The sequence below is a fragment of the Mucilaginibacter sp. genome (assembly GCF_028288205.1).
Lineage (GTDB): Bacteria > Bacteroidota > Bacteroidia > Sphingobacteriales > Sphingobacteriaceae > Mucilaginibacter.
Genome location: NZ_JAQBOD010000049.1, coordinates 1 through 21,322 on the forward strand (window position 1 = coordinate 1; position 21,322 = coordinate 21,322).

At 41.5% G+C, this 21,322-nt stretch carries 22 protein-coding genes; 14 read left to right on the plus strand and 8 right to left on the minus strand.

Translation table 11 applies throughout. The features are described 5' to 3' along the window. Positions 1–213: 213 nt before the first annotated feature. Positions 214–2,703: a DUF5686 and carboxypeptidase regulatory-like domain-containing protein gene (locus JWR23_RS11730; protein ID WP_299516281.1), complete on the minus strand. Its 2,490-nt coding sequence runs from the start codon at positions 2,701–2,703 to the stop codon at positions 214–216. Positions 2,704–2,828: 125 nt separating this feature from the next. Here JWR23_RS11730 and kbl point away from each other — a divergent pair, with 125 nt between their 5' ends. Genes kbl through JWR23_RS11755 form a run of 5 tightly spaced genes read left to right on the plus strand, consistent with a single transcriptional unit; the run spans position 2,829 to position 6,249 of the window. After that, the gene (gene kbl, locus JWR23_RS11735; RefSeq protein ID WP_299516282.1) at positions 2,829–4,019 is read left to right on the plus strand and encodes a glycine C-acetyltransferase; all 1,191 of its coding nucleotides are present in this window, start codon (positions 2,829–2,831) and stop codon (positions 4,017–4,019) included. A gap of 28 nt (positions 4,020–4,047) precedes the next feature. Continuing rightward, entirely contained in the window at positions 4,048–4,212 is a 165-nt protein-coding gene (locus tag JWR23_RS11740; RefSeq protein ID WP_299516283.1) for a hypothetical protein, read from the plus strand. Further along, positions 4,212–5,246, plus strand: a complete 1,035-nt coding sequence (gene pheS / locus JWR23_RS11745) for a phenylalanine--tRNA ligase subunit alpha (protein WP_299516284.1) — start codon at positions 4,212–4,214, stop codon at positions 5,244–5,246. Before JWR23_RS11740 ends, pheS begins: the two co-directional genes overlap by 1 nt. 1 nt (position 5,247) lies before the next feature. Next, a complete protein-coding gene (locus tag JWR23_RS11750; protein ID WP_299516285.1) occupies positions 5,248–5,664 on the plus strand; it encodes a hypothetical protein in 417 nt (138 codons plus the stop codon). Positions 5,665–5,667: 3 nt separating this feature from the next. Further along, positions 5,668–6,249 carry a TetR/AcrR family transcriptional regulator gene (locus tag JWR23_RS11755; protein ID WP_299499431.1) on the plus strand — a complete coding sequence of 194 codons (582 nt, stop codon included), beginning with the start codon at positions 5,668–5,670 and terminating at the stop codon, positions 6,247–6,249. Here the strand turns inward: JWR23_RS11755 and JWR23_RS11760 are convergent. Both JWR23_RS11760 and JWR23_RS11765 read right to left on the minus strand, forming a co-directional pair. Continuing rightward, a complete protein-coding gene (locus tag JWR23_RS11760) occupies positions 6,242–6,577 on the minus strand; it encodes a DUF3892 domain-containing protein (RefSeq protein WP_299516286.1) in 336 nt (111 codons plus the stop codon). The genes JWR23_RS11755 and JWR23_RS11760 overlap by 8 nt on opposite strands. A gap of 154 nt (positions 6,578–6,731) precedes the next feature. Further along, positions 6,732–8,012: an MFS transporter gene (locus tag JWR23_RS11765; protein WP_299516287.1), complete on the minus strand. Its 1,281-nt coding sequence runs from the start codon at positions 8,010–8,012 to the stop codon at positions 6,732–6,734. Between the two features lie 297 nt (positions 8,013–8,309). Between JWR23_RS11765 and JWR23_RS11770 the strand changes: the two genes are divergently transcribed. Beyond that, a complete protein-coding gene (locus tag JWR23_RS11770) occupies positions 8,310–9,086 on the plus strand; it encodes a hypothetical protein (protein WP_299516288.1) in 777 nt (258 codons plus the stop codon). Positions 9,087–9,216: 130 nt separating this feature from the next. Here JWR23_RS11770 and JWR23_RS11775 read toward each other — a convergent pair whose 3' ends face one another. Genes JWR23_RS11775 through JWR23_RS11795 form a run of 5 tightly spaced genes read right to left on the minus strand, consistent with a single transcriptional unit; the run spans position 9,217 to position 11,166 of the window. After that, positions 9,217–9,585, minus strand: coding sequence for a hypothetical protein (locus JWR23_RS11775; RefSeq protein ID WP_299516289.1), 369 nt, complete (start codon positions 9,583–9,585; stop codon positions 9,217–9,219). A 14-nt stretch (positions 9,586–9,599) separates the two neighbouring features. Beyond that, the gene (locus JWR23_RS11780) at positions 9,600–10,001 is read right to left on the minus strand and encodes an alpha/beta fold hydrolase (RefSeq protein ID WP_299516290.1); all 402 of its coding nucleotides are present in this window, start codon (positions 9,999–10,001) and stop codon (positions 9,600–9,602) included. 9 nt (positions 10,002–10,010) lie between these two features. Continuing rightward, positions 10,011–10,337, minus strand: a complete 327-nt coding sequence (locus JWR23_RS11785) for a VOC family protein (protein ID WP_299516291.1) — start codon at positions 10,335–10,337, stop codon at positions 10,011–10,013. A gap of 27 nt (positions 10,338–10,364) precedes the next feature. Beyond that, positions 10,365–10,841: an SRPBCC domain-containing protein gene (locus JWR23_RS11790; protein ID WP_299516292.1), complete on the minus strand. Its 477-nt coding sequence runs from the start codon at positions 10,839–10,841 to the stop codon at positions 10,365–10,367. Further along, positions 10,831–11,166, minus strand: a complete 336-nt coding sequence (locus tag JWR23_RS11795) for a helix-turn-helix transcriptional regulator (protein WP_299516293.1) — start codon at positions 11,164–11,166, stop codon at positions 10,831–10,833. Before JWR23_RS11795 ends, JWR23_RS11790 begins: the two co-directional genes overlap by 11 nt. Before the next feature lie 297 nt (positions 11,167–11,463). Here JWR23_RS11795 and JWR23_RS11800 point away from each other — a divergent pair, with 297 nt between their 5' ends. The 8 genes from JWR23_RS11800 to JWR23_RS11835 all read left to right on the plus strand — a co-directional run bounded on the left by JWR23_RS11800 (position 11,464) and on the right by JWR23_RS11835 (position 21,058). Then, positions 11,464–14,358, plus strand: coding sequence for a TonB-dependent receptor (locus JWR23_RS11800; RefSeq protein ID WP_299516294.1), 2,895 nt, complete (start codon positions 11,464–11,466; stop codon positions 14,356–14,358). A 43-nt stretch (positions 14,359–14,401) separates the two neighbouring features. Continuing rightward, positions 14,402–15,850, plus strand: a complete 1,449-nt coding sequence (locus tag JWR23_RS11805; protein ID WP_299516295.1) for a hypothetical protein — start codon at positions 14,402–14,404, stop codon at positions 15,848–15,850. Positions 15,851–15,933: 83 nt separating this feature from the next. After that, positions 15,934–16,887 carry a hypothetical protein gene (locus JWR23_RS11810; protein ID WP_299516296.1) on the plus strand — a complete coding sequence of 318 codons (954 nt, stop codon included), beginning with the start codon at positions 15,934–15,936 and terminating at the stop codon, positions 16,885–16,887. An 11-nt stretch (positions 16,888–16,898) separates the two neighbouring features. Next, on the plus strand, positions 16,899–18,068 hold the full coding sequence (locus tag JWR23_RS11815) for a metallophosphoesterase (protein ID WP_299516297.1): 1,170 nt from the start codon (positions 16,899–16,901) through the stop codon (positions 18,066–18,068). 427 nt (positions 18,069–18,495) lie between these two features. Further along, positions 18,496–19,041 (plus strand): YceI family protein, encoded by a 546-nt coding sequence (locus JWR23_RS11820; RefSeq protein WP_299516298.1) that lies wholly within the window; start codon positions 18,496–18,498, stop codon positions 19,039–19,041. Between the two features lie 21 nt (positions 19,042–19,062). Beyond that, entirely contained in the window at positions 19,063–19,965 is a 903-nt protein-coding gene (locus JWR23_RS11825; protein ID WP_299516299.1) for a DUF5777 family beta-barrel protein, read from the plus strand. Positions 19,966–20,052: 87 nt separating this feature from the next. Next, positions 20,053–20,484 (plus strand): Rieske (2Fe-2S) protein, encoded by a 432-nt coding sequence (locus JWR23_RS11830; protein ID WP_299516300.1) that lies wholly within the window; start codon positions 20,053–20,055, stop codon positions 20,482–20,484. Between the two features lie 199 nt (positions 20,485–20,683). Further along, the gene (locus JWR23_RS11835; protein WP_299516301.1) at positions 20,684–21,058 is read left to right on the plus strand and encodes a DoxX family protein; all 375 of its coding nucleotides are present in this window, start codon (positions 20,684–20,686) and stop codon (positions 21,056–21,058) included. Positions 21,059–21,322: the final 264 nt, after the last annotated feature.

Consider the following 21,322-nt stretch of genomic DNA (forward strand, 5'->3'; position numbering starts at 1 on the left):
TCTTTGCAAAATTTTAAATGATCGGCAGCAAATTGCTCCGCGTCTGCTATTGTTGAATAACAATAGTAAAGTAGTGTATTATATTTTCCCATAAATCATTGATGCCGCTGCAAACGGTGTTAAATGAAGTGCAAAATTAAGGTTTTTAGGTGAAAGGACAAAGGTAAAAGGCTGATGCGAATTTAAAGGGCCTTTTACCTTTAATCTTTCGCCTTACCTTATACCATAGAATATCCTAATCCCTTGAATATATTTCTTATTACCGGCGTATGATACACCATAATCAATTCTGAAAATCAGGCGTTGCAAACCAAAATAAAACTCAGAGTAATTGGGGTTGTTTTTTTCGGTAAGATAATTGGCGCCTACTATTTCTTCGAGTTTAAATTTTCGTATAAAAGGTATCTGGTTTAATATAAACCCCGAAAAATTATGCTGATAATGGGCCTCAAGGTATCCGCCATTTGCACTGTAGGTATAAAATGGCAGGAAGTGAAAACTGCCTACGTAGGTAGGATCGAAAGTAGTTCCCTGGTTACCCAAAAAGTGATTATAATCCATATAGTATAACGTCTTATGGGTAAAGAAATCTCCGCCCGTAAGTTTGAATGATGAATAACCTGCTAAACCCAGCCTGATATGTTCTTTAGAGATATCAACCGAAGCAAAATTGTAGTTTGCATCCGAACCAAAAACTCCCGGTATAGCTTTGCGGTAATTTACCGTAAGAGTTGGATATTGCGATGGTATATAGACCTTACCGGTTGGGCGGGTAATATATTGCTGATCAAACGTAAACTTAACTGAAGTGTTAAAAGTAAAAGTCTGGTTCTGCGGGAACAGAATGGATCTGTCATCTGCCGGTGCTGTTTCTGGCGCAAGCGGATTATTGGATGTATAGCGCCTGGTTTTAGAAGTAAATATATGGCCGTAGGAGGTATTAAATAACTGTGTACGGTTAGCATAGGATAGAAAGGCTGTCCACAACACCCCATTAGCTAATTCATGTTTATAACCCAGGTTACCATACTCAGACCGGTAATATTTAACATAGTTGTTATTGCTCAGCAACGTACTCAGCGTATTAAAATATAGCGAGCGGGTGCCTACATTATTTAAGTCGAGTATATCATTACCAAAATCTAAAAAGAATTCGCCTGCATGAAACGGATCGTAGGTGTAAGATGAATGCACATTGGCGCTAAATAATTTATTGCCAGAGCCATAGCGTATATTAGGCGTAATGCTGTATTTCCTAAAGTCGTCCAGTACTTTAGTGTATCTTATTTTTAAATTTAAACCTAATCCTTCAACTGTATTATAGTAAAGGGTTTGTATAAAAGGGTAAACGTATAATGAATCTTTATTATCCCGGCTGGTAGCGGTAAACCCAAACACAGTGTAAGGGATTATTAATACCCTGTTTTTACTTTTATGCAAGGAATCAAGGTAGGGATGGGTTTTCTGCAACGCGGCTATGCTGTCTTTTTTCTGATAATCTCTGGTTTCGATGTCTGTTAAGGGCACGGGTCGGTGATTGTACCAATAATCCGCGTCTTTTAGGTTTGCTGCGGTATCAATTCTTAGCACCTCACCATTAAAAAATCCGGGCGGTTCTTCTATATTAAACTTATAGTTATTATAAATACTCAAGTAATAACCCTCAAATTTAAAGCCAAATACAGTTCCCTTATAATTATATTGTATAGCAACGGGCATCCACGTACTATCCCTTATGGGTACGTATTGCTGGCTTATTTTCATAGTATCAACCAGATTAAGAACATTGTCTTTGCTGGTTAATTGCAGATCTACACTATAAAGGCGCCAATCGCCCTCAACTATATAAATATTGCCGCGAAACACCGGGTCATGCTGCCTGCGTGGCTGCAGCTCAATTTTATCAATGGTTTGTCCGTTTACCTGCGAAACGCCTACTAATTTAAAACGATAGTAAGAAAATGCATTTGAGGCAACCGGCGATACAAATCCGCGGCTGCTTAAACCATGTACGGTAAAAATATTTTCATAAAAATTTCCTTGCAAGTCAGAAACCTTATTGTAGCTGAATGTTGGTGTGATACCGGCCATCCTGGTAGATATATTTACTTCCTTTACCTTATTGGGCCGCTCATAATTAAAAGTTGATATTGACTCCGACTGGTACAATATACCACGTCCGTTAGTATCCAGGTCAAGCACCTTTGCAACCCCCTGCCTTAATAATGATTTTGGCGCGCTTATTAATTTTTGCACCCCTTTTACATATACTATACATGAGTATGATTTGATCTCGTTCAGGTAATATTCGCGTTTATCAATAACCTTGCGCATAATATCCATAGCTGCGGTATCACGACCCTTTTTACCTTTAACAGAAACCTGCCGTAATTGAAAAATATCATTCTCCATTTGCAGGTTCAATAGTACGTCGTGGTCGGTAATGGTTACTTTTTCTACCCGCTCTTTATAGCCCACCAAACGGTAAATAACGTTATAAGTGCCCGGATCTAATTTGAATTTATAGGCACCGGCCTCATTGCTGGTGGTGCCATAAGTGGAGTTACGGATGTAAACAGAAGCAAATGCAATAGGGTTGTGTTTTTGATCGGCAATATGGCCCGATAAAACAAATTGCTGCGCCGATGCTTTAAATGTAAAAGCACTCAATAATATAAAAACAGATAGTAAAAGTATCCTCATATATTTCACAAATAATGTTTTAAAGCCAAAAATGTTTGCATAAACACATAATAATTATTAAAACATCATCCATATTAAAGCTAAATGGCAGTTAATGCTTAATTTTGCAACCTTAACAGATCGCTATGTATAACACACTACAACCCGTTTTGCAACAGGAGCTTGCAGCAATACAAGAAGCAGGTTTATATAAAACAGAAAGAATAATAACCTCTGCGCAAGGTGCCAATATTACTGTACAGGGCGGGCAGGAAGTAATAAATTTTTGTGCCAACAATTATCTGGGCCTATCCGGCGATGCAAGGGTTATAGAAGCTGCTAAAAAGGTAATGGATACGCATGGCTACGGCTTGTCGTCCGTCCGTTTTATTTGCGGAACACAGGATATACATAAAGAACTGGAGAAAAAGATAGCCGAATTTTTGGGCACAGAAGATACCATCCTTTACGCCGCCGCATTTGATGCAAACGGTGGTGTATTTGAACCCTTGTTTAATGAGCAGGATGCCATTATATCTGATGAGTTGAACCATGCATCCATTATCGATGGTGTGCGCCTATGCAAGGCCCAGCGCCAGCGCTATAAGCATGATGATATGGCTGATCTGGAAGCCAAACTCCAGGAAACAGCAGCCTGCCGCCACCGTATCATTGTTACCGATGGTGCATTTTCTATGGACGGCACCATTGCACAATTAAATAAGATATGCGCTTTAGCAGAACAGTATAACGCTTTGGTTATGATAGATGAGAGCCATTGCTCGGGCTTTATGGGCAAAACCGGCAGGGGCACGCATGAGCATCATAACGTAATGGGCAAGATAGATATCATAACAGGTACGTTGGGTAAGGCATTAGGCGGTGCATCAGGCGGGTTTACATCCGGCAGGAAAGAAATAATTGATATGCTGCGCCAGCGCTCAAGGCCCTATTTGTTCTCTAATACCTTAGCACCTGCAATTACAGGAGCATCAATAGCTGTACTGGATATGCTGAGCGAAACCACCCAACTGCGCGATAAGTTGGAAACCAATACGCAATATTTTCGCGAAGCGATGACAGATGCAGGGTTTGATATTAAACCGGGCGTACACCCCATAGTACCGGTTATGTTGTATGATGCCAAGCTGGCCCAGGAGTTTGCTGCCAGGATGCTGGAAGAAGGTATTTATGTAATAGGCTTTTACTATCCGGTTGTACCACAGGGTAAGGCACGTATAAGGGTGCAGATTTCTGCCGCGCATAACAGGGGGCATTTAGATAAAGCTATAGCCGCGTTTACCAAGGTGGGTAAAGAATTACAAGTGATTAAATAATACAGTTTATATTTGCTAAATATTAGTTATGAAACAAAATATAACTCTGACAATTGACGATGAAACAAAAAGCCTCCTTAAAGAAGAAGCGAAAAGGCGTGGTGTTTCTATTAAGCAAGTGGGTGAGGAATATTTTCAATTAATGGTAACTCTATTACAGGCAAAAAAGCAAAATACTACAAGAACAATATAATGCAAGATCAAATAGACCAGTACACCGCCGAGATCAACGCCTTCACACCCGCTAACGCGGATGAGCTGGAAACGTTCCGTATAAAGTTTTTAGGTACCAAAGGAATTATAAAGGACCTTTTTGAGCAATTTAAAACCGTTGGCCCCGAAGAGAAACGTACGTATGGCAAGGTACTTAACCAATTTAAACAACTGGCCGAAGCTAAGTATCATGAACTAAAAGAAACCTTTGACTCAGAAGTTAAGACTCAAGATTCAGAGCTTGATAAAACCCTTCCCGGCGATGGTTTCCAGGTGGGTTCGCGCCATCCGTTATCGCTGGTGCGTAATGAGATCATTGATATATTTAAGCGACTGGGTTTTGTGGTGGCCGAAGGCCCCGAGATAGAAGACGACTGGCACAACTTCTCTGCCCTTAACTTTCCTGAAGAACACCCTGCACGTGATATGCAGGATACCTTCTTCATCAAAAAAAATAATGGTAAGGATGATATCGCTTTGCGCACCCATACCTCATCGGTACAGGTGCGTATGATGGAGAATGGCAAACCGCCGTTCCGTGCTATTATGCCGGGCAGGGTTTATCGTAATGAGGCCATATCTGCCCGTGCGCATTGCTTTTTTCATCAGGTAGAGGGTTTGTATGTTGATGAAAATGTATCCTTTGCCGATCTGAAGCAAACCCTTTATCACTTTGTGCAGGAGCTGTATGGCGAAGGCACAAAGGTGCGTTTTCGCCCATCGTATTTTCCGTTTACCGAGCCATCTGCCGAGATGGATGTATCCTGTACCATCTGCAAAGGCGCAGGCTGTAACATGTGTAAATACAGTGGCTGGGTAGAGATACTGGGCTGTGGCATGGTAGATCCGAACGTTTTAGAAAATTGCGGCATTGATAGTAAAGTGTACACCGGCTTTGCCTTTGGCATGGGTATGGAAAGAATTGCCAATCTAAAATATGTTATACGCGACCTGCGTTTATTCTCTGAAAACGACGAGCGCTTTTTAAAACAGTTTCAAACAGAAATTATATAGTATGATGAGAAAATTAGGGATAGCGGCAATACTACTAATAAGCTGCATATCGTGCGGTAAGGTGGGTGATGTGGTCCCTAATGTATCGGTAGATTTTAGCATATCATTGCTTGATCCCCGCATGAGCGCTTTACATAACACCGGCGGTGCCGTGCTAATAAATGGCTATGGTGTTGCCGGGCTAATTATATATCGCGAGGCTAACGGTAGTTATGCCGCATACGATCGTTGCAGTGCCTATGAGCCCGCCAATAAATGCGCTGTAACACTTGATAACCCTTCGTATACCTGCACCGATCCTTGCAGCGGCTCCAAGTGGAGTTTAGAGGATGGCACCCCGGTTAAGGCCCCTGCCATCAAATCCTTAAAGGCTTATGCTGTAAATATCAGTAATAATCAGATATTTGTACAGAACTGATCAATGGAAGCCGATAAAATAAAAGACAGCATTAAACGTGCAGCACAGGAACTGTTTCGAAAATTCGGGTATCATAAAACCAGTGTTAACGAAATTGCCAAGCGCGCGAAAATTGCTAAAGCTACAATTTACAAGTATTTTGATAGCAAGGAGCATATATTGCATACCTTGCTGATGGATTATATTCGTGTAAGTGTTGACGATCTGATATTAAGCCAACCTCCTGATATGGACGAAGAGGCCCACCTGGGTAACCTCATCATGAAAACCTGCCGCTTAAGCTATACCGTTTGCAATGAATTTATAGGTTGGGATTTTATACGCGAAAGCGCCAATTCGCAAGAGTTTTTAAAGAACCTTAGCAATGAGCTTGAAGAACTGCTGATGGCCTCATTTACCCGTATAATAGCCATCCGTAAAACTGATAACTATCATCAGCGCATGCGTTTTCTCATTAAATGCAGCAAAAGTATCGTATTTAGCTTTGCCTTTACTTCGGTGTCCGACTCGGATGTGCGCAAAAACTTTGTATCCTTCCAGAAAGAAATATTGCCTTATTTGGTTAAGGCGGCCATAACTATATAGTTATCCCAAAGGCTGCCATTGGCAATGAATTATCTAAATTGTTGGCGATAGAGTTATCCGGATGACTGCGTAAATATTCTATCCCATCTACACTTTCAAAGCCAATCCAGGCACCTAACGACCAACTGCTATCGCTGTAGTTCCATTTAATGGTACATACTGTTTTATTGTTTTTCAGGAGCATTATCACTTCGTCTTTGGTTCGTTTATGGCCAACGCCGCCGGCTTCGTCATTGTCAACATGAAGCATCACATGTGATATATATTTTGAGGTAGCTGTTTCAGCAAACCACGCGCCCGAGATTAAATAGTCTGCCCATTTTGCCATTGCCTTAAAGTTTAGGTGAAAAAACTAAACAGCCAAAGGTATTACTAAGCAATAGCAAAAAAAACACGTATAAATACCTGTTTTTAAAATAAATTAAAGTGAATTAAAAACATGATATCCTGTGCACATTCCCCTAATCCTCAATCTATAATAACTAATCTTTATCGCTAACCAGGGGCAACGCCCTCTCCGCATCAATAGCCAGCCAAAGCAGGCACCCGGCAATAAGCACTGCCGCCACTACATACACGGGGTAATCAAAATGGTGTGTGGCCTGTACAATCTTGCCAAAAATCAGCGCCAAAAAGAAAGCACCCATCTGCCCGAAAAAATTCATGGCGCCAGTAACCGTGCCCGCGTTGTTGCGGCCAATATCGGCACATACCGCATACGATACCATCACCCCGAATGAGAACGAAAAATTGGCCCCCACCAAACAACAAACCATAACCGTATTGCTTGGCGAAAACGCGGCAATAAATAATAACACCCCGCAGCAACCCAGGCCCGGCATGCCTGTTAACCTCCTGCCCATTTTAAGCCCCTTAAGTTTTAGCAGCCAGTCGCCCGCCGCACCGCCTGCCAGAAAGCCGGCTATCCCCATTATAAAAAGCAATGATGTAACCTGTTTCATGCCGTTCTCTGTAAGCCCGCGCCCTTCCTGCAGGTAAACCGGCATCCAGGCTATAAAAAAATAATTGGCCCATTGGCAGCAAAAATACATCAGCATTAGCGGCCATAGGGTGCGGTTGGTAAATATCAGTTTCCAGTGTACCTGCCGCTGGTGATCGTTATGGCGACAGGTTTCGGCTATCAGTTCCTTTTCGGCGGCGGGCATGGCTTTCATTAGTGCCGGAAAATCCCGGAACCACGCCCAACAAACCGCTACCCATATCAGCCCGATGGCGCCAATTACAAAAAAGGGTACACGCCACCCGTAAGCTATTGCAATGGGCACAATGATAAGCGGTGCCAATGCGGCCCCAATTTGCGACCCAATGCCCACCCATGATAGCGCCTTGCCCATCTCTTTGGCCGGGAACCATCGCGACACCGTTAAAATACTGTTGGGGTAGGTGCCAGACTCGCCCATGCCGAACAGGAAACGTACCACCAATAAGCTAACCAGCCCGCCAACTATACCCGTAAGCGCAGTAAAAAACGACCACCAAATTACTATCCTGATAAATACTTTTTTGGGCCCGATACGGTCGCCCAGCATGCCCGAGGGTATCTCGAAAAGCGCGTAAGCCAGCGCGAACGCCGCCAGCACCCACCCAAACTGTTCATTGCTCAGGTGCATATCAGCTTTTATGCGCACACCCACTATAGATATACAAATGCGGTCCATATAGGTAAGCGTGGTGAGCCCGCATAACAGGGCCAGCACTCTAAAACGGTATGGAATGGCTAACCTCTTAAAAATTTGATGCATAAGTTACCGCTGCAATTGGTTGTTTAAAGTAAGGGTTAATTGCAGCTATATGCAAATGCAATTTTAGCGGCCAGTTCTGAGTTTTCAGTTAGCAGATGGAATATGTGTTTAAGCTTGTCTCACCAATACAATGTCACCTGGATTAATTAGCCTTGAATTTCCGTTTGTTGTAACCAAATACATAACGTCCTCGTATAAAGGTGTTTTAAGTAATAAATTAACAAATCACTCAAATAAATTGTTACATTTAAAACAGTCTAATTTTAAAAATCGTAAACTATAATCCTCTTAAAAATTATGAAAGCTTTAAAACTTACTTTAATTGTATCATTATTGGTAATTGCCATTTCCTGTAAAAAAACAGGAAGCAGTACTGCCACTGTAACTGCGGACGATGCCGCTGACATGGCCGCCGGCTCTGTTGCACAAAACTCATTCGGTTTTTCTTCGGTTACCGATAATGTAGGCGTAAATGCGCAAACTCTTTACTCCGTTAGTTCGGGTGGTCAGGCGGTTAACGCAGTTGGCGCAACCTCGACAACTTCGCACCAGGCATGTGGCACTACTGTTGCTGATAGCCTTACAGGCTCGGGCAATAGTTCATCGGTTACTTACAGCTTTTTTTACAAGTATGTGCGTACCCTAACTTGTAACACCGCCAGCCAGCCTGATAATCTGCTGAACGTAGTAACTTTCCACGGTAATTATGATGGCCCGCGCCTAACTTCTGCTGATGCCGGAACCGCCAACGTTACTGTAGCCGGTTTAACCCCTAATGCCACCAACTACGCTGTTAATGGCACTTATACACGTAAAGGCACTTTTACTTCAAAAGTAGGCGCCAAAGCCACAGGCACCAGTACGATAGAAATTAAAGCAACCAATGTATTGCTTAGCAAGTCAGACCGCACTATAATTAGCGGCACTGCCACTGTTACCATATCAGGCACGACGGGGGGCAGCACCTTTAGCTATACCGGTACCCTGGTATTTAACGGCAGCAACAAAGCAACTTTAACCGTTGGCACTACTAATTATGTAATAAACCTGCTTACCGGCGCGTATGTTAAATAATAGAAAGATTAAAGATTTTATATAAAACACAAACGCCCCGTATTCGGGGCGTTTGTGTTTGTGGGGAGTTTGCAAAATAGACAGCGTGTCCTCATAGCGGTGGTCATCTGTACCGGGCTTTTGTTTTATATTAAGCGGTAAAAAAACCGACCAATACAGGGGCAAGCACTTTTGCAGAAACATTATGCGTTTGTCCTTTCAAAATCACATGCTTTCCATTTTGTAGTTTGTCTGCTACCGCATGTGTGGCCTTGCGCAGCATGTCAGGGCTCTTCTCTCCGGCAATTGCTATTGTGGGGATGGTTATTGACGATACTTGTTTAGCCGGCATGGAACCATCATCCATTATTTCTGCATCATAGGGTAATGAGCCGGCATTAGCTTTCATTTTTGACCAGTTAGGGGTCAGTCTTAAAATAAATGCGATGATAGACGGAACGCCGATTATTTTAGTCAGGTAGTATTTGGCGGCATCTCCTTTTCGGCCCGCTGCTATCATTAACTGCAGTTTTTCTATGTAACCGGCCGGCGGTTCTTTATATTTCCGTCGATATTAAACGGTGGTTCGTAAAGTGCAAGTTGAGTTATATTGAGACCCGCGGCAACCGCTTTAAGAGCAAGTACCGCGCCAGAGGAAATACCAAACAAAAAGGCCGATCCTCCTGCCTCATTGAGCAGCGCCTGTATATCATCAATTTCTTTTTGAACTGCGTAGGGCGGGGTATCTCCACTTTCGCCGCGTGCCCTGCGGTCATAAGTAAACACTGTAAAGCTTTCGGCTAATAAAGAAGCAAGTTTTGGCATAGGGCCAAAATCCTTACTGCAAAAGGCGCCGTCTACCAATATCAGCGCGGGGCCGCTGCCAGCCTTACGATAGGCAATAGCGGTGCCGTCTTTTGAGGTTACAAAATCCATCCCTGATCTTTATTTTTGGTGAAGGCATAAACTATTCCCATCCAAATCTTTTAGCCAGGCAAACCTGCCCCAGGGCGTTTCATCAATTTTTCCAAGTCCTATTCCTTTGTCCTTTAATTCCTTAACTTCTATTTCAATATCATCGGTCTCGCAAATAATGCCCTGGAAGTTTGCAAGTGATATTGTGGCACCCTGGCCGGGCAACCCCAACTGGATCCACGTTTGCCCGTGCTCCATAGGAGCTTCCGCTATGATTTGAAAACCGAGCTTCATATAGAACTCTTTTGCTTTTTGCTGATCGGCTACCGGGATCATGATGATTTCAATCGCTTTCATATTTTTAAATTTATTGGTTTAATAATTTCAAGAATGAAGTTGTTCGGCCAAACGATCAAAACTTTGGTTCCAGCCTAACTCCATACCCTGGCATGATGTAATAAACTCCGGGCTTGTTTTGATAATGGCTACATTCATTACGAGCTTGGTTTTCTTTTTTTCTTCAGTAAGGGTAACAGTATGTAACACCTCCAGCCCGGCATTTCCGTTTTGATCTTTGGTGGTTGTAAAAACAAGCCGGTATGGTGCATTGATCTCATTAAACAGGCCCGTTACATGTATCACCTGGCCATCGCCGGTTTGCATTATAATTTTGATCGCTCTGCCCGGTCTTACATCCATTTCACACGCGGGATTAGTATTGTTTTTAGGCCCCCACCACCTGGCCAAATATTCCGGATTGGTCCACATGCTAAATACCAGATCAATAGGCGCCTCAAAGATGCGGGTAATCAACACCTCCTGTTTTGCACGATTAATTACGCGTTCATTGTCATTTACCATCTTCCTTATTTTTAGCTTGTAATTCTTTTAATAGTTTTTCCATTGCATCGAATTTATCATTCCAAAACACTGTGTATTGGTTCAGCCAATCCCAAACTTCACCAAGCTTTTCCATTTTGGCCTCGCAATACCGTTCCCTGCCTTTTTGATTTACTACCACAAGGCCGCATTCTGTCAATATCTTTATATGTTGGGATACGGCAGACCGGGTAATATCAAAATGCTCTGCTACCTGGTTAAGATTTAGCTGATTATCTGCCAGCATGCCCAGTATAGCCCTCCTGTTAGGGTCAGCAATTGCCTGAAATACGTCTCTTCTCATCATCTGCTGTTATTATGTAAGTAATCGCTTGCAAATTTATATGTAAGTATTCGCTTACGCAAATTTATTTTTATTGCGCCGGTGCCCAACATCAATCAGCATTACCTGTTTGTTAATTAAGCATTAACCTAAAAGTTGTTAACATGAGCAGTTATACCCCAAATGTTAACTCAAAAAAACCATTGTATTAAGTAATTACTATCGGCCAAAAAAATCAGATTTGCTACAGAATTGAGGGGGTTTCTTTGCGTTTCTACAACGCATAATAGTGAAACTTTTTATATCATAGTCCCCTTATTCATGAATATAACGTTACTGCCAAAGCCATATTTTTTATTAATTCTTTTACTTACGGGTCTGTGCTATTCATCATTCGCCCAAACTATAAAAGGCAATGTTTCTGATTCTAAAACCGGGGAAACACTAATTGGTGCAACAGTGCATATTGAACATGGTAATACCACGCTTAATACCTCGGTTAAATTGGATGGTACTTACACATTTAACAATGTACCTGCCGGAAGCTATAAGTTGCAGGTACGGTATATTGGCTACAAAACCACTAAAGAATATATAGTAGAGGCTGAAAAAGGTAAGGTAGCTGTTTTAAACATAGCTATGATTGATAACTCTACCTCTCTTAATGAAGTAGCAATTATTGAGTACGCCAGTAAAGAAAGCGATAACTCTGCCCGCAACGCCGAAAAAATTGCCAATAATACCATGAATGTGGTTTCGGCCAGCTCTATCGCCATATCGCCGGATGTACTGGTATCCAATGTGCTTAGCAGGGTTTCGGGCATATCTGTAGACAGGGGCAATACCGGTGACGCACAGCATGCTATCATCCGTGGTATGGATAAACAATATAATACTACTTTAATAAACGGGGTTAAAATTCCAAGTCCGGATAATAAAAACAGGTATGTACCACTTGATATTTTCCCGGCAGACCTGGTTGAAAAAATTGAAATATCCAAATCGCTTACGCCGGATATGGAAGGCGATGCTTCGGGCGGTGTAATTAACCTGGTAATGAAAACCGCGCCCAGCCATTTAAGAATAGATGGTTACTTAAGCACCGGTTACAGCCAGTTGTTTTTAAACAGGGGCTTTAGCAGCTTTAACGCAAGCACTGTACACGCCAAGGCACCCGGCGAATCATTACCTCCATTGGGCTACGCGTCTATCAATGATTTTCCATATCAGAACCTGGTTACTAAAACCGGCAACGCGCCACCAAATGCCAAGGCAAGTTTAACCATAGGCGACCGTTTTTTGAATAACAAATTAGGCGTGATTTTTTCTGGAACTTATGAGAATACCTATGCGGGCAGTAACAGCTTTGTTATCGTCCAGGAAAATACAGTAGGGCCCGCGCCAAATGCTAATTCGCAAAACCAGGAAACAAACTTTCAAAGTTCTTACAACCGTAAGTATTCATCGCAAATTGACAGGCTGGGTACCATAGTATCAATTGATTATAAGTTTGACAACAATAACTCCATCAACTTATTTGCTACTTACCTGCAATTGAATGAGCACCGGGTACGCGAAACCGAAAATTTTGTATATGGAGGTTATTCATACCAGGGTTATCATTATACCAATGGTATAGATAATTTAATTGAGACACGTACCGATCTACAAAGTATTTTTAATACAACGCTAAAAGGCAAGCATAAAATATCCAACGCGTTTTCTTTCGACTGGACATTGGCAAAGTCTGAAGCGACACACAAACAACCTGATATTGCCGAATTTAAGACATCATACAATACCAGCCCGGGCCCCGGCGGAACCAATCAACCTACGCCCGGTGATCCTAACAGCTCTACCTATGTAGCGCCTACTATAGTTACCGGCCCGGTATTGGTAGGTGATGAATCAAGAGTATGGACACATAATACAGATAAGGACATCTCAGGCTATTTAAACCTGCATTATGATACAAAAATATTTGGCCGCAAAGCATTGTTCTCTGCCGGTGCAATGGCAAGGCATAAAACCCGCGACAATTTTGTTGATAGTTATAAGCTGAACCACGGATCAGATCCGGGCTCTATAACATCTGATGAGGTGTTTGTTTCTGTACCTGCCTCAACTTTTAAATTTAACTCGCCAGATTATGCCCGAGGCTCATCTTACGCTGATCCGGGTGTGTACACCTTTACCGAAAATATTCAGGGTGCATACGGTATGTTAAAATATTTTGTAAATGATCATTTTGATATATTGCTTGGTTTAAGGGGAGAGAAAACGTACCAGTCTTATCTTTCACAATTACCTGCAACATTCCCGGGCAAAACGGCTACTATTAATTATACCGATTATTTGCCAAGCATCAATGTAAAATATGCCTTAACAGATAACCAGGCCATAAGGGCATCGTATTTTGCATCCATATTGCGGCCCGCATTTGCAGACCTTATTCCTTATCCTAATCAAACAGTTGATGGAAATATAACCATAGGTAATCCATACCTGCAACATACCACTATAAATAATTACGATATAAGGTATGAGTTTTTCCCGGGTGTTTTTGATGAGTTTATGGTTGGGGGCTTTTATAAATACCTGATCAATCCTATTGAGCAAACCTATACAGCCAGCCAGTTTGGCGCTACACTTGCCTTAACGCCGGTTAACCTGGGCAACGCGCATAATTACGGGGCAGAGTTTGTAGCTAAAAAATTCTTTGGCAATATTGGCGCATCTGTTAATTATACCTATACCCAATCGCTTGTAACTACATTAAAACAGATAGATGTTATTAATCAAACCTCTACAACTTATCGTAATCAAACCAGGCCTTTACAAGGGCAGGCAGATCATATAGGCAATGTTTCTTTGCTATATAAAGACACCAAAAGCGGGTTAGATGCCCAGCTGGCCTTAGCTTATACCGGACAAAGAATTGCAGCAGTATCAAAATATTATAACCTGGACACCTGGGAAAAATCCAGCCTTAACCTCGACTTTTCTGCTCAAAAAGCATTTGGCGGGCGTTACATACTTTTTGCAAAGGTTAATAACATCTTAAATACGCCGTACGAATTATTTATCAAGCAAAATAATACCTATAACAATACCGGCATTTTAAAATATCCCCACCAGGAAAGCCCTAATTATACTACGGTGGAATATGATCAATACTACGCCCGCTACAGTTTAGGCTTCCGTTTCAAATTCTAAATTAAATCAATAAAAATAAAAACAACAATTAATTAAATCAGCTATGAAAAAATTACACATCATTATGTTATGCCTGGCGCTTTTTGCGCTTGCATCGTGCAGTAAGAAAACTGATACCGCAGTAATATCGGCTCCGCTATACCAGGTGGGAAAGTCAATAAGTAATTCGGGTACTTTGGCGGCAGGTACTTATAAAGGTACCATGCTTGCAGGCCAAACTTATACCGTTGGCGGCGATATTACCATTAATGCCGGCGATACCCTGTTAATTCAAAAAGGAGTAAAAGTAAACATGACTAATGGCGCTAACTTTATTGTAAATGGCACCCTTATCAGCTTGGGTACAAGCGATGCCCCGGTTACTATTACAGATCCAAGGAGATCAAAAACTACAGGCCCGTCTACAGTAGCTACCGATTCGACTTACAAAGGCGGCTGGGGCGGTATATATTGCAGCAATACCAGTAAACTGGTAGTTATTAAATGGACCCACCTTGATTTTGGCGGCGCGGCTTTAAAAGCGCTTCCGTTCCCTGCATCAGCAGGATTGGCAGCCGGCAATCAATATATCCTGTTTTTTGAAAATCCTAATGGCGTATTTATATTAGAGGATTCATGGTTATATGGCTCGCCTGATGATGCTACCCGTTTTTATGGTGGTTATTTAAATATCATGAGAAACACCATGGAAAAATGCGGCGGTGTTGGCGGCGACGGATTTAACGCTAAAGGCAGCGCCATTGGTAATATGGCTTATAACCTGATTATAGGCGGTGCAACCAACGGTACAAAAACAGCCAGTGATGGTACTACAGCTGGTCCGTGCCAGTTTACCATGTACAATAACACCTATGTTAACGATGGTTTTAGAAATAACGGTGTTTATGGTGCAAGAAGCGGTTCTGTCGAGATTGAAAACAACTCGCGTGCATTAGTTTACAATAATTTAATTGTTGATTGTAATTTTGGTGTACGTATTGCCGGTGGTCCTGGTGGCGCAAAAGTTTACCTGGCCGATACGCTGACCAATACAACGGGTCCTATCTTCAAAACCACTTACGGTTACAATTATTATTATGTTGATAATGCAGCACAAGCCAATCAAATTGTACCTACAAGTGTTGCCCAGCCGGTAGTTACACATCCGCAGGCAACTGATATTCCAAACATGGCAGCATTCCTGGGTGCTTCTTATACTTTTGGATTTGTTTATGATGGCAGTTCGTTAGTAGCAAAGGGTAATCCGTTATTTGTAAACTACCCGCTTCCGGCTGCTAATAATTTCTGGGTTACTCAGGCATCTGTCGATGGCTTTAATTTCCATCTGCAAACAGGTTCTCCTGCAGCAGGTAAAGGAACAACTAATGCCAGTTTGGTTAAACCTATAACTACCGGTATCCCGGTTGATCCTATTTTTGGAGCAAGCGAAATCACCCTTCCTGGAAAAGATATGGGTTGCTACCAATTAGATGGTACAGGTAACAAGCATTAATAATATTTAATAGTATGATTTTTAACATAACGATCCCCTTTAGTAGCAAATGTGCTATTAAAATGGGATTGTTATGTTTTTTAATGCTATTTCTTTTTTCCTGTAAAAAATCAGAAACTTCAACCATACCCATAAAGGATAGTACGGTAATTATCCTTCCACCGGTAACGGTTAATTTTTTAACACCTGCGTATGATCCTTCTGCATTAGATACTACTAAATTATTTACCCCGGTACCTGTCACCAATAATCTTTTCAGGAAAGATCTGCTCGAGATATCAGGCGTGGCTGCAAGCAAAATTAACCCCGGAATATTATATATACACAATGATAGCGGCAACCCAAACCAGGTTTATTTAACTGATGGGAGCGGTGCCGATAAAGGAACCCTTACACTTACCCCCGTGGGTAACCGCGATTGGGAAGATATTGCTGTAGGCCCCGGTCCCGATGCCGGGAAAAGTTATGTATATGTAGGCGATATTGGCGACAATGATTCAAAATACAGCACTGTATTTGTTTATCGTTTTCCTGAACCCGACCTTATAGGCAAAATTTTACCGTTTATTTCATCGGTTACCGCGGTTGATCAGATCCAGTTAAAATACCCAGACGGGCCGCGCAATGCCGAAACGCTGATGGTAGACCCGCTTACTAAAGACATTTACATTGTTAGCAAAGAAAGTAACCAGGCAAAAATATATGTTGCCCGGTACCCGCAAAGTACAACCGCTGTTACAGCACTAACACCCGTGGTACAGCTGTATTTTAACAAAGCTACAGGCGGCGATATATCACCCGATGGCACAGAAATTTTATTACGCAGTAACGAATTGATATGGTACTGGAAGCTCGCGGCAAACGCAAGTATATCAGCCGGATTAATTACTAAGCCACAACACGCTCCTTATATTAACAACGAGCCGCAAGGCGAAGGAATTTGCTTCGCAGTAGATAACGCGGGCTATTATACTAATACCGAAGTGAGGGGATACACGGGCAAGCTGGCCACCATATCTTATTATAAAAGAAAATAACACCCTGTTTTATGCAACATCATTTTAAAAACATAATAAAAGCTGTTTTCTTCAGCTTGATAATTAGCTTAACCGGCCTTAAACCGGCAGTAAGCCAGGTTATACAGATGGTATACACCTCTGACGCGCATTACGCGCTTACCCGTAAAGATTTTCAGGGCGCTACCAACGTTGATGCCAAGGTGGTAAACGCTGCCATGATAAAAAAAATAAATGCTGTCCCGCAGCTAATTTTACCGGTAGATGGTGGTGTAAGCTCGGGCGAAAAAGTAGCAGCGGTTGATTATTTGATACAGACAGGTGATATTGCTAACCGGATGGAGATACCCTACCAAAGCGCTGCAGCCAGCTGGGCACAATTTGAAACGGATTATAGGCATGGCGTAACTTTAAAAGATCATCAGAATAAACCGGCAAAATTGTTACTGGCCCCGGGTAATCATGATATTTCAAACGCCATAGGTTCAAGCAAGCTGATGAACCCGAAAACTGACCCTACGGCTATGGTGCAGATATATAACCTGATGATGAAACCGGCCGTGCTTAAAACCAACGAAAATTATAACTACGCTACCGATAAGATCAACTATTCATTAAACGTAAAAGGTATACATATAATGTTTATTACGCTATGGCCCGATTCGGCCGAACGGATATGGATGCAAAAGGATCTGGAAAAAGTTGCTAAAACAACTCCGGTTATTGTTTTTTGCCATGACCAGCCAACGTGCGAATCAAAGCATTTTACCAACCCGGTGCCGCCTTATAATATGACCGCCGCCAATAAGTTTGAAAACCTTACTGCCGAGCATTATAAAGAAGGAACAGTTGCTGCAAAGGATGATGGCGCAACTAATATTGAACAACGCGGCTGGGTTAAGTTTTTAAAACAGCACCCTAACATCAAAGCGTATTTTCATGGCAATAGCAATTGGAACGAGTTTTATGTTTATACCGGCCCCGATCATGACGTTGCGCTTAATACGTTCCGGGTAGACTCGCCCATGAAAGGCGATTATTCATCAAAGGATGAAACCAAACTGTCTTTTCAATTAATATCGCTCGACCCGGTAAAGCAAGAACTAACGGTAAGAGAATGTTTATGGGATACAGAACCCACCAACCCTTCAGCAAAAACTGTTTTTGGCAGCTCAAAAACAGTATCGCTTAAAGTACAGTAGGGGATGGCATATTGTATTTATTCCTTTGTTGGTCCGATTTTGTAATCCAATCCCGGATGATATGCTGCTGCCGTGATGTAATAAAGCGATAAGCCTAATCTCTAATTAACGAATCTCCAGTCACTAACAGAGAAACTATCCGGCCAGGTCTTGTAAAAAAACGCCGCAAATTGCGAGCTGCATGGATAATCATTCGAAAATCTTAATGGCAGGAGAGTTTTATGACGCTATATTCTCATTATAAACCTATTTGGGGTTTTAAATTTGCTAATTACAACCCTTAATAACGCTCAAAAATTATCATATTTCTGATATGAGTCCATATTTTTCAATACTTGGAAAATGTTTAATATTTTAAATATTTGACTCATTAATAAGCCAATAATAAAAGAATATTTGGCTATAATTACCCCCATAATTTAATACTATGAAACCTTTACTTATTATAATATTTACTTTAATATCAATTATTCCCCCGGGAAAAGATTTTTACATCTGTAAGAATGCAAAAATAAGCCTTTATTCAAGTTCGCCATTAGAGGATATAAAAGGTGTTACCACATCCGGGGCGTCAGTGTACAATCCAGATACGCAAGAGTTAGATTTTAGCGTTACCATCAGCTCTTTTCAATTCGACCAGGCCCTGATGAAAGAGCATTTCAACACAGATTATCTGGAGAGTGATAAATACCCGCGCGCCGTATTTAAAGGTACCATTCAGCAAAGTATTGATATCACAAAAGACGGAACTTTCCCCATAACTGTTACCGGTGATTTGAACGTACATGGGGTTACACAAAAAAGAACCATCCCCGGAACTTTTACTATCAAAAATGGTGCGATCACTGTAGCGTCAGAGTTTCAGGTGAAGTGTATAGATCATAACATTAAAATCCCCCAACTTGTGTTTCACAATATTGCCGAAAGCATTAAAATGAATGTAGTTGCTACCTACATCGAGTATAAAAAATAACCAAGCAAATAAATATATAATATGAAAAAACCTTTACTTTTACTTACACTTCTTTTAATAAGCTTTTACTCTTTTTCTCAAAAAGCGGGCAGCAGCCAGGATTCATTATTAAATTCACTAAGCAGTGATAATCCAAAAGAACCCGTAACTATTTTCAAGTCTACTTTGCTGGTTTTATCACAAACTACTGAGACCGTTAAAAAGAACAACCTTAATTTCCTGGTAATTCACCGCTTTGGCGACTTTGCCGGCACTAATGGCGGGGGGCAGATTTTTTACGGACTTGATGCTGTTGCAGATGTTTATATTGGTTTTGAATATGGAATAACCGACAAGTTGAACATTGATCTGGGCAGAAGTACAATTGGCAGGTTGGTAAACATGAACCTGAAATACGCGTTACTGCAACAAACAACAGATAACAGTTCGCCGCTTGCAATAACCCTGGTAGGAGAAACAGGTGTACGTACCTATGATTCTTATCATGCATTCAGCGACCGGGTTTCGTATTTTGCAGAGGCAATTTTTGCCCGTAAATTCTCATCAGAATTTTCATTATTGGTTGCCCCTTCTTTCGTGCGTGATAATACACCTATACCATTTACTGTGGGCAATACACAACATTTTTTATCCCTATCGGCAGCGGCACGTTTTAAGATAACAAAACACATGGGTTTTATAATTGATTACGCGCATCCGTTCTCCTCTTTCAGAAGCACCGCGAACGGCTTTCATGATCCCCTTGGTTTTGGTTTAGAGATGGAAACCGGCGGGCACGTATTTACTATTAATTTTACCAACTCCAGAGCTATCTCAGAGATCAATTATTTAAGTAATACACAGTCGGCTTATTCAAAAGGCGAATATCGCATCGGGTTCACTATCTCCAGGATGTTTGATTTTAATCACAAAAAGCAATATTAATCAGCACTTTTTTTAGGGCCGTAAAAATAACACGGCCCTGTTAACTGTATGCATTATCAATAACGTATTCAATATTATCAATCAAAAATGGAAAGAAGCAAATTTTTATCAAACTTAGGTTTAGGTGTAGCGGCTGTATGTGTTGGCAGTTGCGTGTCGGCTTGTGGTAGCGGCGCGCTGTATGATACTCCGCAACCGGTTGTACCGGCGGGTACCAGTTTATTCACAGTCGATTTAAAAACCGATCTTGTAAATGTTGGCGACTCGAAAATTGTAGGCGCGGTTATTATAGCACGTATCGCGGCAGGTACTACCCCAAATTCATTTTCGGCTGTAGAGGTAGCCTGTACCCATTTGCAAGCAAAGATCAAGTATGATGTTACCCAAAATGTATATGTTTGCCCTTGGCATAAAAGCATATTCAGCACAACCGGGCAGGTAATTACAGGGCCCGCCGTTAAAGATCAGAAAAAATACAACGTAGTTATTACAAGTACAACGTTAGCGGTTTTAACCTAATAATATATAGTAGTTTAACCGCTTTAGGATACTGACTTACAAAAAGCTTCTTATTTAATTATAAGAGGCTTTTTGTTTATTATAGTGGTCCGGGGGCTAATAAAGGGATGGGCGTTCTCTTTGTTGGACCAAACGTGAATATTTGTTTTTATAAAAATAAGCGCCATATTTAAAGTATTAAACTTAATCACCAAGCGTCATGAAAAAAATCAAAATCACTTACTGGGTATTTACTATCCTGCTGATAGCGTTAATGCTGCTGTCGGCTGTAACCAGCTTTATGCCCAACCCTAATGGTATTGCAATGATGAAACACATCGGTTATCCGTATAATGTATTGATGTTGTTATCCGTTGCAAAAATATTAGGGATCATAGCCATACTGATGCCCGGTTTACCCAGGCTGAAAGAATGGGCCTACGCCGGCTTTACGTTCGATCTGATAGGTGCCGTATATGCCGGCCTGTCTACCGGAGACCCAATTGCACAATGGGCCCCGGTATTGTTGGGCCTTGTCTTTGTATTTGGCTCGTATATTTTTTACCATAAACTGAAGCAGGCTAAACAAGCATAAGCTCCAGCAGTGGGCCGGCTTGGTCGAATAACTGCATAGTATAGATTTGACAACTTTTTAAAAGTTGTCAAATCTTAAGAATTCTCTGTCCCCGCATGGTCTTCCAATGGAGGGACCCGCGATAGTTGATAATTTCCAAAAAAAGTGTTTCACATCAGGTGTTTCACCCTATTTTTGCAAAAAACCATAAAACAGCATAAAATTCTTATTATGAGATATTTATACTATTTAACCTAAAGCTTTTGTACTGTTTCAAAGTGTTTC

Bases quoted from the DNA above. Each gene is read 5' to 3' on its own strand.
- JWR23_RS11835 (WP_299516301.1), top strand. From the start codon at position 20,684: ATGAAAAAAATCAAAATCACTTACTGGGTATTTACTATCCTGCTGATA.
- JWR23_RS11830 (WP_299516300.1), top strand. From the start codon at position 20,053: ATGGAAAGAAGCAAATTTTTATCAAACTTAGGTTTAGGTGTAGCGGCT.
- pheS (WP_299516284.1), top strand. From the start codon at position 4,212: ATGCAAGATCAAATAGACCAGTACACCGCCGAGATCAACGCCTTCACA.
- JWR23_RS11750 (WP_299516285.1), top strand. From the start codon at position 5,248: ATGATGAGAAAATTAGGGATAGCGGCAATACTACTAATAAGCTGCATA.
- JWR23_RS11825 (WP_299516299.1), top strand. From the start codon at position 19,063: ATGAAAAAACCTTTACTTTTACTTACACTTCTTTTAATAAGCTTTTAC.
- JWR23_RS11820 (WP_299516298.1), top strand. From the start codon at position 18,496: ATGAAACCTTTACTTATTATAATATTTACTTTAATATCAATTATTCCC.
- JWR23_RS11790 (WP_299516292.1), bottom strand. From the start codon at position 10,841: ATGGTAAATGACAATGAACGCGTAATTAATCGTGCAAAACAGGAGGTG.
- JWR23_RS11740 (WP_299516283.1), top strand. From the start codon at position 4,048: ATGAAACAAAATATAACTCTGACAATTGACGATGAAACAAAAAGCCTC.
- kbl (WP_299516282.1), top strand. From the start codon at position 2,829: ATGTATAACACACTACAACCCGTTTTGCAACAGGAGCTTGCAGCAATA.
- JWR23_RS11730 (WP_299516281.1), bottom strand. From the start codon at position 2,703: ATGAGGATACTTTTACTATCTGTTTTTATATTATTGAGTGCTTTTACA.
- JWR23_RS11765 (WP_299516287.1), bottom strand. From the start codon at position 8,012: ATGCATCAAATTTTTAAGAGGTTAGCCATTCCATACCGTTTTAGAGTG.
- JWR23_RS11795 (WP_299516293.1), bottom strand. From the start codon at position 11,166: ATGATGAGAAGAGACGTATTTCAGGCAATTGCTGACCCTAACAGGAGG.
- JWR23_RS11785 (WP_299516291.1), bottom strand. From the start codon at position 10,337: ATGAAAGCGATTGAAATCATCATGATCCCGGTAGCCGATCAGCAAAAA.
- JWR23_RS11800 (WP_299516294.1), top strand. From the start codon at position 11,464: ATGAATATAACGTTACTGCCAAAGCCATATTTTTTATTAATTCTTTTA.
- JWR23_RS11760 (WP_299516286.1), bottom strand. From the start codon at position 6,577: ATGGCAAAATGGGCAGACTATTTAATCTCGGGCGCGTGGTTTGCTGAA.
- JWR23_RS11775 (WP_299516289.1), bottom strand. From the start codon at position 9,585: ATGATAGCAGCGGGCCGAAAAGGAGATGCCGCCAAATACTACCTGACT.
- JWR23_RS11815 (WP_299516297.1), top strand. From the start codon at position 16,899: ATGCAACATCATTTTAAAAACATAATAAAAGCTGTTTTCTTCAGCTTG.
- JWR23_RS11770 (WP_299516288.1), top strand. From the start codon at position 8,310: ATGAAAGCTTTAAAACTTACTTTAATTGTATCATTATTGGTAATTGCC.
- JWR23_RS11755 (WP_299499431.1), top strand. From the start codon at position 5,668: ATGGAAGCCGATAAAATAAAAGACAGCATTAAACGTGCAGCACAGGAA.
- JWR23_RS11810 (WP_299516296.1), top strand. From the start codon at position 15,934: ATGCTATTTCTTTTTTCCTGTAAAAAATCAGAAACTTCAACCATACCC.
- JWR23_RS11805 (WP_299516295.1), top strand. From the start codon at position 14,402: ATGAAAAAATTACACATCATTATGTTATGCCTGGCGCTTTTTGCGCTT.
- JWR23_RS11780 (WP_299516290.1), bottom strand. From the start codon at position 10,001: ATGGATTTTGTAACCTCAAAAGACGGCACCGCTATTGCCTATCGTAAG.